This is a genomic window from Sphingomonas panacis (assembly GCF_001717955.1).
In the GTDB taxonomy this organism is placed as follows: Bacteria; Pseudomonadota; Alphaproteobacteria; order Sphingomonadales; family Sphingomonadaceae; genus Sphingomonas; species Sphingomonas panacis.
Map to the genome: position 1 here is coordinate 3,915,563 of NZ_CP014168.1, position 13,780 is coordinate 3,929,342.

Below are 13,780 nucleotides of genomic sequence, written 5' to 3' on the forward strand. Positions count from 1 at the left end.
TCGCCAACTCATACACGCCGCAGTCGCCCAGCCTCGGCCGACTGCGGCCACCGCGGAACGCCGGTCAGGCCATTCCGACGATCTGCAACTTGCTTTCGAGCGTCTCGCGATCGAACGGCTTCATGACATATTCGTCGGCGCCCGCCTCGATCGCGGCGCGGATATGCGCCATGCCGTTCTCAGTGGTGCAGAACACGACTTTGGGGCGGTGCGGGATCTTGGCATCGCGCAGCGCACGCAGGAAATCCATGCCGCTCATCACCGGCATGTTCCAGTCGAGCAACACAACGTCCGGCGCTGACGCCACACAAGCGTCCAGCGCCTCGCGGCCATCCCCCGCCTCGGTGACCTTGAAATTGAGCGTCTCGAGAATGTGCCGCGCAACCTTGCGGATCACCTTGGAATCATCGACGACCAGACAGGTTTTCATGGGCAATCCGTTTTACACGCTAAACATCCGTTTTGGCGGAAAAAACTTTGCTTCGGGTTAACCTACCGCTCAGGCGGCGACCGGGAGCGCGCCCGGCACCAGCGCGCGCGCGTCGATCGCCAGGATCGGCGCGCCGTCGAGTTCGATCGTGCCGCAGCCGACGCGGCTCCACACGCCGTCCAGAATCACACCGGAGGCGAGCGGCCGAATGTCGAATGGCGCAATATCCTCCAGCGCGTCGACCAGGACCGCATAATGATGCCCGTCGACGACGACGATGACCGCCCGATCGCTAACGCTAACCCCTTCACCGAGCACGGCGCCCGGATCGATCACCGTCACGACGCGGCTGCGCAACGCGGCAAGACCGCGCACCTGCGCCCCGGCACGGGGCACGGGCACGATCGTGCCGATATCGACGACCGACTCAACCTGCGCCGAATCGATCGCCACCGTGCGCCCGGCGAGCTGCGCGATCAGGAACAGGCCAGTCATGTCGCGCCGCCGCTGGACCGGCTGATCGCCGCGAGCAAGGCTTCGCGATCGTAACGATAGATCGTGTCGGACTCGGCGACGGCCTCGCGGTCGCGGCGCAGGCGCACCACCGGCACCGACGCGCCGAGCGCGAACGTAGCAGAGTCCATCGTCAGCACCACGTCTGGCCGGTCGCCGCCGTTCAGCGCCGCCGTCACGCGGTAGCCCGCGCTTTCGAGCACCGGCTTGAGAAAGCTCGTCATCCATGCCGTCTCGCTGCCGTCGAGCAGGCAGAGCGGCGCGGCACCGCGCGGCGCCAAGTCGCCATGCTCGCCGAACAGCCAAAACAGGTCGAGCAGTTCGATCTGCTGACCGGCCAGCGCCACTACACCGGCAACCGGGCCGGGCACACGCGCGGAAACGATGGTCTCAGGCAGATCGACGATGTCGAGCGCCTCGCGAATCGCGTAGCCGATTTCGGCGTCGCCATCGCGCACGCGAAGGATCTGGACCTGATCGCGCCCCGCCCATTCACCCTGCGCGACCAGCGGCACGATCCGCTTGTCGAGCGACAGCCGCAAGCGCCCCGCCGAATGGCAGATCGTCTCGGTCGAGACCGATTCGATCCGATCTACCGCGGCGAGCGCCACCAGCCGGCGCACGCCGTCGAGATCGTCGAACAGCAGCGCCGGAACGGCGGGAATCTCGGTCTCGCCCGCGCAGGTCTCGGCCGCCGCCTCGCGCCAGAAGCGAATGCCGGCCTGCGCGGCGATGCCGGCGCAATCGAGCAGCAGCATCGGCACGCCGGTATCGGGCAAGGTGTGCCCCGCGTAGAGGCCCGTCGCCATCACCGCCGGCGCGGCAGGCTTGACGACCAGTTCCTCGTGATCGAGCACATCATCGACCGCGAGCGCATAGCTGCCGCCCGAGATACTCAGGATCACGAGCTTGCCCGCCTCCCGGTCTCGCACGATGCCCAGCGCATCAGCGAGATCGACCAATGGCAGGCGGCGGTCGCGCACCGTGGCGACCGGCGTGCTGCCAAGCATGTCGATACGGATCGCCTCGCCGTGTATCGACACGATCTCGTCGATCGCCGGACTCGAGATCGCGAAGCGCTGGTCGCCAACGCTCACCCCGATCCCGGCGATGATCGACAACGTCAATGGCACATGGATGGCGATGGCCAGCCCCTTGCCCGGTGTGTTGGTCAGGTCGATTCGGCCGCCGATCCGCTCGACGTTCGCGCGCACCACATCCATGCCGACGCCGCGCCCGGAAATGGCGGTGACGCTTTCCCTGGTCGTCAAACCGGCCTCAAAGATCAGATCGAGCTTTTCGCGCTCGCTCAACCGCCGCAAATCGGCTTCGCTGCGCGATCTGCCCTGCGCGGCCTTCGCCACCAGGGCATCGGTGTCGATGCCCTGCCCGTCGTCCTCGATCACGATGATGATCTGGTTGCCCGACTGGCGCGCCGAGACGGCGAGCCGCGCGTTCTCGCGCTTGCCGGCCTTGCGTCGCGCGGTCGGCGCCTCGATGCCGTGGTCGATCGCGTTGCGCACGATATGGACGAGCGGATCGCGCATCATCTCGATCATCTCGCGGTCGAGTTCGACGTCTCCACCTTCGAGGTGAAGCGTCACCGACTTGCCGAGTTCGGCCGCCGTGTCGCGCACCATGCGCGGCAGCGCCGAGAACAAAGCGTCGATCTTCTGCATACGCGTGCGTGTGACGGTATCGCGCATTTCGGCGACGGTGGCGGAAAGCCGTTCGAGCGCACCCTCGGTCGCGGGATCGGCACCCGCGTCGCGCACCCGCCGGGCGAGTTCATTGCGCGCCAGCATCATGTCGGACATGCCGCTCATCATGCGATCGAGCAGATCGACGCTGAGTCGCACGCTGCGCGCCGGATTGCGCCGGGCCAACACGACGGGGACGGGCATTGCCGCCTCCGCACCCGCGTCGAGCGCGGCGATCAGCAGTTCCTCACACGCATCGTCGAGCGCGGCGCCGGCGTCGATCGCCTCGACGATCTCGCCAATGCGATCGACGATCGCGAGCACGGCGTTGACGAGGCCGGTGTCGGGCGTGCGCTCACCCGATCGCACTGCCGCCAGCACATCCTCGGCGGCATGGCTCAGTCGGCTGAGCCGCGGCAGGTCGAGAAAGCCGCAACTGCCCTTGACGGTGTGGACGAACCGGAAGATCGCATCGAGCCGCGCACGGTCGTCCGGCGTCGCTTCCCACGCGACGATCTCGCCGGAAAGCGCCTCCAGCGTCTCGCGCGTCTCGGCGATGAATTCCCGTAGAAGATCGTCCATGCGGCCCCGCGGATCGGCGGCAGCCTCTTTGCCCGTCCAGCCGTTAAGGCCGGGTTTACACTGTTACGGTCGTGCTACCTTGAGCGTCGCGCCGAACAGCAGCACCGGATCGTTGGGTTCGGACACCTGGATCGTGCCGTTCGCTTCCGTCACCAGCGCGTGGACGAGACAGGCCGCCGCCGCGCGCGGGGTGACGGCGGCATCGACGGCTCCACCGGTCAGCGCGGTGCGCAGTTCGGCATCGAGTACGATACGCGGTCCGTCCGCCCGCACGACGATCTCGACCTGATCGCCAACACATTCCGCGCCGACATCGAGCTGTCCGCCCCGGATCAGTGCGTCGCCCGCGATCAGCGCGAGGTTGAGCAGCACCTTGATACCAGCCTTGGGCAGAATCGGATCTTCGACCAGCCAGCCGAGCTTGACCCGCTGAGTATCCCCGAACAGCCCCTCGATCGCGGCGCGCGCCTCGCGCGAATCGATCGTCTCGCCAAAACCGCCCGCCGCGCCGAACGCGAGTCGAAAGAATTTGAGCTTGTTGGCGGACGCCTTGGCGCTCTCGCTGAGCAATTCCAGGCAGCGCGCCCGCATGTCGGGATCATGCTCGTCAGCGAGCAGTTCGAGACCGTTGTTGAGCGCGCCCACCGGGCTGAGCAGATCGTGACAGAGGCGCGAGCACAGCAGGCTGGCGAAATCGACGGCGTTGATACTCAAGGACAATGCTCCCGCGTGTCGCGCCTATGTGGCCCAGCATCGACTCCGCCGCAAGTCAGGTGACGGCGGCGATGCGATAAGGCACCGCAACGAAACGACCATGCGCGCCGGCGCTCCCCGCACGCCATACGCCGATCTCATGCCCGGCCACGATCAGCCACAGCTTGCCGTCGGCGGCCGCCATCGCGGCATCGGTGGCCGACGGGCGGACGTCGCCGCTCGGGTGCGAATGCCAGTATCCGATCAGCTTCGCCCCGCCGTCACGCTCGGCTCGAAGCGCGGCGAAATGCGCGGCGGGATCGATCTCGAAGGTGCGAGCCGGATCGGCGGCAACATTGGCGCATGGCTCGGCCCGCGTGATTCGCGCATCGTCGCCGAACAGCAGTCCGCAGACCTCGCGTGCAGGATCTGCATTCGCTGCTGCGATGATGCGATGCAGAGCGGTGCTTGAAATCTCCAACATATCCCCCAGATTCCTATCCTATGGACCGGGGGGTTTCCACTATCGAAGCATGTGTCGCCGACGCTGAAGGGCTGCGGCTCGACCGTGCGCTCGCCGATGCGCTGCCGACAATCTCGCGCGAGCGGCTCAAGGCGCTGATCTCGAGCGGCGCCGTCACCGACGCACAAGGCGTGCTGCGGCGCGATCCGGCGAGCAAGGCGGTTCCGGGCGGGCGCTACCACGTTACCGTCCCCGATCCCCAGCCCGCGCACAACGAACCGCAGGACATCGCGCTCAACGTCGTGTTCGAGGACGATCATCTGATCGTGATCGACAAGCAAGCCGGGCTCGTCGTCCACCCGGCGGCGGGCAATTTCGACGGCACGCTCGTCAATGCGTTGCTCCATCACTGCGCGGGGCGGTTGTCAGGGATCGGCGGAGTCGCGCGACCGGGCATCGTCCACCGCATCGACAAGAACACCTCCGGCCTGATGGTCGCCGCCAAGACCGATCGTGCACACGTGGGCCTTGCCAAGCAATTCGCGGCCCACAGCATCGACCGCCGCTACAAGGCGATCGTCTCGGGCAGGCCGACCCCCGCGCAGGGCAGCGTCGACGCGCCGCTCGCGCGGAGCCCGCAAAACCGCAAGAAGGTCGCGATCGTCGCTGGCGGCAAGCGGGCGGTCACCCATTTCAGCACGCTCACCCGGCTGCGCGATGCCGCGCTCGTCGAGTGCCGGCTGGAGACCGGGCGCACGCATCAGGTGCGCGTCCATATGGCCTCGATCGGCCATCCCTTGCTGGGTGACCCGGTCTATGGTAGAACAAAACCGGGACACCGGCCCATTCTGGAAACCTTGAATTTCCGCCGGCAGGCGTTGCACGCCGCCCGCCTGGGGTTCATTCACCCGCTGGAAAGCAACGCTTTGGCATTTGAAAGCGAAATGCCGTCGGACATGCAGGAACTGTTCGATAGTCTCAACGTATAGGTTCAAGCGCGGACGTCGCCACGCTATCGGGACGTTCGTCATTAAGGGAGATTGATCATGGCCACCGGCAGCAACGTACCGGCGACGATCCCCGCTCTTGGCGGTGAGGCGAGCCTCAACCGCTATCTGTCTGAGATCAAGAAGTTTCCGATCCTCGCGCCCGAGCAGGAATATATGCTCGCCAAGCGCTTCGAAGAGCATGGCGATACCGATGCGGCAGCGCAGCTCGTCACCTCGCACCTGCGACTCGTCGCGAAGATCGCGATGGGGTATCGCGGCTACGGCCTGCCCGTGTCCGAGCTGATCTCGGAGGGCAATATCGGGCTGATGCAGGGTGTGAAGAAGTTCGAGGCCGATCGCGGCTTCCGGCTCGCCACCTACGCGATGTGGTGGATCCGTGCGTCGATTCAGGAATTCATCCTGCGCTCGTGGAGCCTCGTCAAGATGGGCACCACGGCTGCGCAGAAGAAGCTGTTCTTCAACCTGCGCCGCATGAAGTCCAAGCTCGACGCGTTCGAGGACGGCGATCTCAGCCCCGAGCATCTCGCCAAGATCGCGCACGATCTCGGCGTGACCGAGGCCGAGGTGACGAGCATGAACCGTCGCATGTCGATGGGTGGCGACACCTCGCTTAACGTGCCGATGCGTGAGGATGGCGACGGCCAGTGGCAGGATTGGCTTCAGGACGATTCGCCGTTGCAGGACACGATCGTCGCCGACGCGCAGGAGGCCGACGTCCGCCACGCGATGCTCGAAAGCGCGATGACCGACCTCAACGAGCGTGAGCAGCACATCCTCACCGAACGCCGCCTCACCGACGAGCCGAAAACGCTCGAAGAGCTGAGCCAGGTCTATGGCGTGTCGCGCGAACGCGTCCGCCAGATCGAGGTGCGCGCGTTCGAGAAGCTGCAAAAGGCGATGATGCGGCTCGCCGGCGACAAGCGCATGCTCGTCGCCGCCTGAGCGCTTGCGGATCGGCGCGCGGGGCGTGATGATGCGGCATGCCAAACCGCCCACGCCCCGCCGAGCCGGACCACACATGACGATATTTCACCGCACCGGCGGCGATCGATGATCCTCCGGCTGATCGGTTGGGTGTTCAAGCTGGTGCTTGGCTTCCTGATCCTCTCGGTGGCGATGGTGATCGTGTACCGCTTCGTGCCGCCGCCGGTGACGCTGACGATGCTGGCCGATGGCTTGAGCGGGCACGGCATCACCAAATCGTGGATGCCGTTATCGCGGATTGATCCCGATATGCCGCGCGCCGCGATCGCCGGTGAGGATTCGCGCTTCTGCTCGCACCACGGCTTCGATGTCGCCGCGATCGAGAAAGCCTATCTGCGCAACGCGCGCGGCGGCCGTATCCGTGGCGGCTCGACGATCAGCCAGCAAACCGCCAAGAACGTCTTTCTCATCCAGGGCGGCGGCTATGCCCGCAAGGCGCTGGAGGCGTATTTCACCGTCCTCATTGAAAATCTGTGGGGCAAGCGCCGCATCATGGAAGTCTATCTGAACGTCGCCGAGACGGGGATCGGCACCTACGGCGTCAACGCCGGCGCGATGCGCTATTTCCACCACGACGCCTCTTCGCTGACCCCCGCCGAGGCCGGTCGTATGGCGGCGGTGCTGCCCCAGCCCAAGAAGCGCGCGGTGATCGATCCCCACGGCTTCGTGCGCCGCCACGGCAATGTGCTGTCGCGCCGCGTCGGTGTGGTGCGCAACGACGGATTGGATGCCTGCCTGCGGTAGATCGCGACGAGCCCCGTCTCCCCGTTCGTGCTGAGCTTGTCGAAGCACGTGCCCAAAGCGGCGTCCATCGTGATACGCACTTCGACAAGCTCAGTGCGAACGGTGGGGGTGATTGGACCTGATAAGCGGTCAAAGATGATGGCCGCTCGACATCCAACCGATTAGAACATATACAGAACGTATGGCCCAGCTCGATACCCGCGCGAAACTCGAGATTCTTGCCGATGCCGCCAAATACGACGCAAGCTGCGCTTCGTCCGGCTCGGTCAAGCGCACCTCGCGCGACGGCAAGGGGATCGGCTCGACCGATAGCGGTATGGGTATCTGCCATGCCTATGCGCCGGACGGGCGCTGCATCAGCCTGCTCAAGATCCTGCTCACCAACAGCTGCATCTTCGACTGCCATTATTGTATCAACCGCAAGAGCAGCAACGTCCGCCGCGCGCGATTCACCACCGATGAAGTGGTGCGGCTCACCCTCTCCTTCTATCGCCGCAACTACATCGAGGGCCTGTTCCTCTCCTCGGGAATCATCGGCTCGTCGAACTACACGATGGAGCAAATCGTCGAAGTTGCACGCAGCTTGCGCGAGGATCATGAATTTCGCGGCTACATTCACCTCAAGACGATCCCAGACGCCGATCCCGAACTGATCCACCAGGCCGGGCTTCATGCCGACCGCATCTCGATCAACGTCGAACTGCCGACCGCAAGCGGTCTCAAGCGGCTCGCGCCCGAGAAGTCGCAGGATCGCATCGAGGACGCGATGGCCGGCATGTCCGACGCGATCCTCGACACCGCCGACGCGAAGAAACACTACAGGTCCGCGCCGCGCTTCGCCCCCGCCGGGCAATCGACCCAGATGATCGTCGGCGCCGACGCCGCGACCGACCGCGACATCGTCTCGCGCGCTGCCGGGCTGTACGGATCGTTCAACCTCAAGCGCGTCTATTACTCGGCATTTTCGCCGATCCCAGATGCAAGCGCTGTGCTGCCGCTCCAGCGCCCGCCGCTGATGCGAGAACATCGCCTGTACCAGTCTGACTGGCTGATGCGCTTCTACGGCTTCAAGCCCGGTGAGGTCGCCGATGCGGCCGATGACAATGGCATGATGCGGCTCGACATCGATCCCAAGCTCGCCTGGGCGCTCAAATTCCGCGGCGCCTTCCCGGTCGATGTCAACACAGGCCCGCGCGAAATGCTGCTGCGCGTGCCCGGCCTCGGCACGCGCGCGGTCGACAAGATCGTCGCCGCTCGGCGCGGACGGCGGCTCACCCTCGCCGACATCGGGCGGCTCACCGTTTCGCTCGCCAAGGTGCGTCCCTTCCTGATCGCGAGCGACTGGCGGCCGGTCGCGCTCGCCGACAAGGCCGATCTGCAGCTCCCCAAACCGGCGGCGAAGCAGATGGAATTGTTCGGGTGACGATGCGCACGGCCGACGCAATGCGCGTGATCGCGCTCGACGCGGAGGACGATTTCGACGGCTGGCGCGAGGGTGTCCGCGCTGCAGTTCAGGATCACGTCGCGCCCGAGCGGATCGTGTGGCGCGTCGGAGACCAGCCGGGCGAACTGTTCGGGTCGGAAGCCCCCGCAACCGCTTCGGCCGCCAATTTCACGGTGCCGCGCGCTTTTGTCGATCTCGCCCGCAAAGCGATCCTCCACACCGATCGCGAACGCTTCGCGTTGCTCCACACGCTGCTGGTGCGGCCGGGGCTGCTCGACGATGCCGCCGATCCGCTGGTACGCCGCGTCGAGGGTCTCGCCCGCGAGGTCCGTCGCGACATCCACAAGATGCGCGCGTTCGTCCGCTTTCGCGAAGTCGTCGAGCCCGATGGCGCACGCTTCGTCGCGTGGTTCGAACCCGATTTCCACATCGTCCGCGCCAACGCCGGGTTTTTCATGGACCGGTTCGCGGCGATGCGCTGGTCGATCCTGACCCCGGAGGTGTCGATCCATTGGGATGGCGCGACGCTCGCCGAGGGGCCGGGTGCCACCAAGGCCGAGGCCCCCGATGGCGATCCCGTCGAAGCGATGTGGCAGAGCTATTATGCCGCGATCTTCAACCCGGCCCGGCTGAAGGTCGGCATGATGCTCAAGGAGATGCCGCGCAAATATTGGAAAAACATGCCCGAAACCGCGTTGGTGCCGCAGTTGATTGCAGGCGCACAGGCGCGGGAGGCGGGCATGGTGGAGACGGCGCGGACCAAGGCGGGCGGTAATATCGAAGCGGCGTGGGCGGCCTTGCGCGAAGAATCGATGAGCTGCACGCGCTGCCCGCTTCACGAACACGCCACCCAGACCGTGTTTGGCGAAGGGCCGGTCGACGCAGCGATGATGTTCGTCGGCGAGCAGCCGGGCGATCAGGAGGATCTCGCCGGCCGCCCGTTCGTCGGCCCCGCCGGCCAAGTGTTCGACCGCGCGCTGACCGAAGCCGGGATCGATCGCGGCACCATCTACGTCACCAACGCGGTCAAGCATTTCAAGTTCGAACAGCGCGGCAAACGCCGCATCCACGCCAAGCCCGATGCCGGCGAAATCACCGCCTGCCGCTGGTGGATCGAGCAGGAGCGCGCCCTGCTGCGGCCCAAGCGAACGGTCGCGCTCGGCGCGACGGCGGCGCGGTCGCTGTTCGGCAAGGCGGTAACGATCAGCCGGGAACGCGGCCGTGCGCTTGAACTCCCCGGCGGCGGTGAAGCGTGGATCACCGTCCATCCGAGCTATCTGCTGCGTCTGCCCGACCCGGTCGCCAGGACCGAGGAATACGCCCGCTTTGTCGCCGATCTGAAGTCCGCCGCTCACACATAGATCAAGCTCGCGCCGGATCATACCGCGCGGAAGTGCGTTGCTTGCCTCGCGATCTTGAACACGCCCGTCCCGGTCGGGCGGGCAACAGCGGAAATGCGACAACATGAGTGAGATGGACGCGGACGACCGGGAACGGCGTCGGCTGGAGGCGCTGGACAGCTACCACATCCTCGATACGCCGCGCGAGCCGGCGTTCGACGAGGTAGCGCGCCTTGCCGCCGATCTGTGTGGCACCCCGATCGGCGTCATTAATCTGATCGGCGCCGGCCGCCAGTTCTTCAAGGCCGAGGTCGGGCTTGGCGTGCGCGAAACGCCGCTCGAAACCTCGTTCTGCCAACATGCGATTCTCGAACAGGATTTCCTGCTCGTCCCCGATGCGACCGCCGACGCGCGGTTCAACCGCAATCCGCTGGTGACGGCGGCGTCGGGCCTGCGCTTCTACGCCGGCGCGCTGCTCAAGACCGCCGAGGGACTGCCGATCGGGACATTGTGCGTGCTCGACACGCAGCAGCGCGACCTCAGCGAGTTGCAGCAGCGCGCGCTGAAGGTTCTCGCCAATCAGGTGATGAGCCAGTTCGAGATGCGCCGCGCGATCCGCGAACGCACCGAACAGGCGGATCTCTACCGGACGCTGTTCGATACGATGGACGAAGGCTTCTGCATCATCGAATTCTGCGATGGCCCGTATGGTCCGTTGAGCGACTATGTCCATGTCGAGGCGAACGCGGCCTATGCTCTCAACACAGGCATTCCCAACGTGGTCGGCAAGAAGCTGCGCGAGATGGTCGGCGACGAGGCCGACGACTGGGTAAAGCGGTACGGCCGCGTGCTGCGAACCGGGGAACCGATTCGCTTCGAACGCGAACTGGAGGCGACCGGCCGCTATCTGTCGCTGTCCGCCTTCCGCATCGAACCCGCCAGCCGCAAGCAGGTCGCGGTGCTGTTCCAGGACGTGACCGCGCGCCGCGACGCCGAACTCGCGCTGATCCGCCTCAACGAGACACTGGAAGCGCGCGTGACCGAGGCGATCGCCGAGCGCCGGCTGCTCGCCGATGTCGTCGAGGCCACGCACGCCTTCGTCACGATCGTCGATCTCGAGGGCAATTGGCTGGCGATGAACAGCGCCGCCGCGCGCGAGTTCGAGCGGCTGTTCGGCGTGCTGCCCCATGTCGGCGACAATCTGTTCGGGCTGCTCGCCGACCGACCCGACCACGCGGCGTTGATGCGAGCGTCCTGGGCGCCGGCGCTCGCCGGCGAGGAGTTCGTCACCGTCACGCAGATCGACGGTCCCGATGGCGAAACGCGCTCCTACGAACTGCGCTTCAACGCCTTGCGGAATGTCGAGGGCGAACGCATCGGCGTGTTCCAGTTCGCTTATGACGTGACCGATCGCCTGCGCGAGCAGGACCGGTTCCGCGCGACCGAGGAGGCGCTGCGCCAGGCGCAGAAGATGGAGGCGGTCGGGCAACTCACCGGCGGACTGGCGCATGATTTCAACAATCTGCTCGCCGGCATATCGGGATCGTTCGAGATGATCGGCACACGCCTCGCACAAGGCCGCGCGCGCGACGTCGAGAAATATCTCACCGCAGGCCAGGGCGCGACCCGCCGCGCGTCGGCACTGACTCACCGGCTGCTCGCCTTTTCCCGGCGCCAGACGCTCAGCCCGCGCTCGATCGTCATCAACCGGCTGATGAGCGAGTTGGTCGAGCTGATCCAGCGCACTGCCGGCCCAGCGATCGAGGTCGAGACGGTCGCCGCCGCCGGGCTGTGGCCGGCGCTGGTTGATGCCAACCAGCTCGAAAACGCGATCCTCAACCTGTGCATCAACGCGCGCGACGCGATGCCCGACGGCGGCCGGATCACCATAGAAACCGCCAACCGCTGGATCGACCGGCAGACCGCCAAGGCGCACGGCCTCGAACCCGGCCAATATGTCACCATCAGCGTCAGCGATACCGGCTGCGGCATCGAGAAGGATATTCTCGACCGCGTGTTCGATCCGTTCTTCACCACCAAGCCGCTCGGCGAGGGCACCGGCCTTGGCCTGTCGATGGTGTACGGCTTCGCCCGGCAGAGCCACGGCCACGTCCGCATCTATTCCGAGGTCGGCCAGGGTACGATGGTGTGCCTGTATCTGCCGCGCAACCTCGGCGACGAGGAGCCATCCGAACCCGAACCGAGCGCATTACAAACGCTGCGCACCGCCGCCGAAAAAACCGTCCTGATCGTCGATGACGAACCGAGCGTGCGGATGCTCGTCGTCGATGCGCTCGAGGAGCTCGGCTATACCTGCGCCGAGGCGGCGACCGGCGCGGAGGGAATCGAGATTTTGCGCGGCGCCGGCGATATCGATCTGCTCATCACCGATGTCGGCCTGCCCGGCGGCATGAACGGCCGCGAGGTGGCAGAGCGCGCGCGTGAGGTGGTGTCCGATCTGCGCATCCTGTTCATCACCGGCTATGCCGAGAATGCGGTTCTCAACCACGGCCATATCGGGCACGGTATGGAAGTCTTGACCAAACCCTTCGCGGTGAACGACCTTGTCGCGCGCGTCGATCGGTTGTTGCGCGATAGCTGATCGTATTGGAGTGGGCACGGAGTGAAAGTGGTCGTCCTCGGCAGCGGCGTGGTTGGCGTCAGCTCGGCGTGGTATCTCGCGCGCGCCGGACACGAGGTGACGGTGGTCGATCGTCAACCGGGGCCGGCGCTGGAGACGAGTTTCGCCAATGCCGGGGAGATTTCCCCTGGCTACGCCTCGCCGTGGGCGGCGCCGGGAATCCCGCAAAAGGCGGTGAAGTGGCTGATGATGCGCCACGCGCCGCTGGTGCTGCGCCCGCAGTTCGACATGGCGATGCTACGCTGGCTGGTCGCGATGCTGCAAAACTGCACCGCCGAGCGCTATGCGATCAACAAGGCGCGGATGGTCCGCGTGGCGGAATATAGCCGCGACTGTCTCGACGCGCTGCGTGCCGAGACCGGCATCCGCTACGACGAACGCGTGCTCGGCACGTTGCAATTGTTTCGCGAAGCCAGGCAACTCGACGGCACCGCCAAGGACATCGCCGTGCTCAGGGACGGCGGCGTGCCGTTCGAACTGCTCGACCGCGCCGGTTGCCTCGCCGCAGAGCCTGGCCTCGCGCACAGCGACGTGCCGATCGTCGGCGGTTTGCGGCTGCCGCATGACCAGACCGGCGACTGTTTCAAATTCACCAACCGCCTCGCCGACCTCGCTGCGGCTGAAGGTGTAACGTTCCGATACGGCCGCACGATCACGCGGCTGGAAAACGAAGGCGGCCGTGTCACCGGCGTCATCACCGATGGCGGGCGGCTGACAGCGGACGCCTATCTGGTCGCGCTCGGCAGCTTTTCACCGGCGCTGGTGCGGCCGCTTGGGCTGAAGCTGCCGGTATTCCCGGTGAAGGGCTATTCGATCACGGTGCCTATCGCCGATCCGGCGCGCGCGCCGGTCTCGACGTTGCTCGACGAAAGCTACAAGGTCGCGATCACCCGGCTCGGTGATCGCATCCGCGTCGGCGGCATGGCGGAGATTTCCGGCTTCAACAATCGGTTGCCCGAAACGCGTCGCGCGACGCTCGAACATTCGGTCGGCGGGCTGTTCCCGAACGCGGGCGATTTACGCGCGGCAACGTTCTGGTCCGGCCTGCGCCCGATGACGCCGGATAGCACACCCGTCATCGGCAAGACCGCCCTCCCCAACCTGTTCCTCAACACCGGCCACGGCACGCTCGGTTGGACGATGGCGTGCGGATCGGGTCGGATCGTCGCCGACATCATCGGCGGCCGCGCGCCCGACATCGAAACAAGCGATCTCTCGCTCGATCGCTACTGAAAG

12 protein-coding genes are annotated in these 13,780 nt (G+C 65.9%); 7 read left to right on the forward strand and 5 right to left on the reverse strand.

From position 1 onward, the window contains the following. Positions 1 to 64 precede the first annotated feature (64 nt). From J0A91_RS17840 to J0A91_RS17860, 5 genes are all read right to left on the reverse strand, one after another. Positions 65 to 430 (reverse strand): response regulator, encoded by a 366-nt coding sequence (locus J0A91_RS17840; RefSeq protein ID WP_069206019.1) that lies wholly within the window; start codon positions 428 to 430, stop codon positions 65 to 67. Positions 431 to 499: 69 nt separating this feature from the next. Beyond that, on the reverse strand, positions 500 to 925 hold the full coding sequence (locus J0A91_RS17845) for a chemotaxis protein CheW (RefSeq protein WP_069206020.1): 426 nt from the start codon (positions 923 to 925) through the stop codon (positions 500 to 502). Further along, complete coding sequence (locus tag J0A91_RS17850) at positions 922 to 3,225, reverse strand: chemotaxis protein CheA (protein ID WP_069206021.1); 2,304 nt, start codon at positions 3,223 to 3,225, stop codon at positions 922 to 924. Before J0A91_RS17850 ends, J0A91_RS17845 begins: the two co-directional genes overlap by 4 nt. 63 nt (positions 3,226 to 3,288) lie before the next feature. Then, a complete protein-coding gene (locus tag J0A91_RS17855; protein WP_069206022.1) occupies positions 3,289 to 3,939 on the reverse strand; it encodes a histidine phosphotransferase family protein in 651 nt (216 codons plus the stop codon). A gap of 55 nt (positions 3,940 to 3,994) precedes the next feature. Further along, positions 3,995 to 4,402, reverse strand: a complete 408-nt coding sequence (locus J0A91_RS17860) for a M67 family metallopeptidase (protein ID WP_069206023.1) — start codon at positions 4,400 to 4,402, stop codon at positions 3,995 to 3,997. A gap of 20 nt (positions 4,403 to 4,422) precedes the next feature. On the opposite strand from J0A91_RS17860, the gene J0A91_RS17865 reads away from it, so the two are divergent. The 7 genes from J0A91_RS17865 (at position 4,423) to J0A91_RS17895 (ending at position 13,777) form a co-directional block, all read left to right on the forward strand. Beyond that, positions 4,423 to 5,370 (forward strand): RluA family pseudouridine synthase, encoded by a 948-nt coding sequence (locus J0A91_RS17865; protein WP_069206024.1) that lies wholly within the window; start codon positions 4,423 to 4,425, stop codon positions 5,368 to 5,370. A gap of 57 nt (positions 5,371 to 5,427) precedes the next feature. Continuing rightward, the gene (rpoH, locus tag J0A91_RS17870) at positions 5,428 to 6,333 is read left to right on the forward strand and encodes an RNA polymerase sigma factor RpoH (RefSeq protein ID WP_069206025.1); all 906 of its coding nucleotides are present in this window, start codon (positions 5,428 to 5,430) and stop codon (positions 6,331 to 6,333) included. 108 nt (positions 6,334 to 6,441) lie between these two features. Next, positions 6,442 to 7,119 carry a monofunctional biosynthetic peptidoglycan transglycosylase gene (mtgA, locus tag J0A91_RS17875; RefSeq protein ID WP_206364924.1) on the forward strand — a complete coding sequence of 226 codons (678 nt, stop codon included), beginning with the start codon at positions 6,442 to 6,444 and terminating at the stop codon, positions 7,117 to 7,119. 181 nt (positions 7,120 to 7,300) lie between these two features. Then, positions 7,301 to 8,542: a putative DNA modification/repair radical SAM protein gene (locus J0A91_RS17880; RefSeq protein ID WP_069206026.1), complete on the forward strand. Its 1,242-nt coding sequence runs from the start codon at positions 7,301 to 7,303 to the stop codon at positions 8,540 to 8,542. A gap of 20 nt (positions 8,543 to 8,562) precedes the next feature. Then, positions 8,563 to 9,924 (forward strand): UdgX family uracil-DNA binding protein, encoded by a 1,362-nt coding sequence (locus tag J0A91_RS17885; protein ID WP_069207461.1) that lies wholly within the window; start codon positions 8,563 to 8,565, stop codon positions 9,922 to 9,924. 103 nt (positions 9,925 to 10,027) lie between these two features. Further along, positions 10,028 to 12,505: a PAS domain-containing protein gene (locus tag J0A91_RS17890; protein ID WP_240502062.1), complete on the forward strand. Its 2,478-nt coding sequence runs from the start codon at positions 10,028 to 10,030 to the stop codon at positions 12,503 to 12,505. Positions 12,506 to 12,526: 21 nt separating this feature from the next. Continuing rightward, complete coding sequence (locus J0A91_RS17895) at positions 12,527 to 13,777, forward strand: D-amino acid dehydrogenase (protein ID WP_069206027.1); 1,251 nt, start codon at positions 12,527 to 12,529, stop codon at positions 13,775 to 13,777. Positions 13,778 to 13,780: the final 3 nt, after the last annotated feature.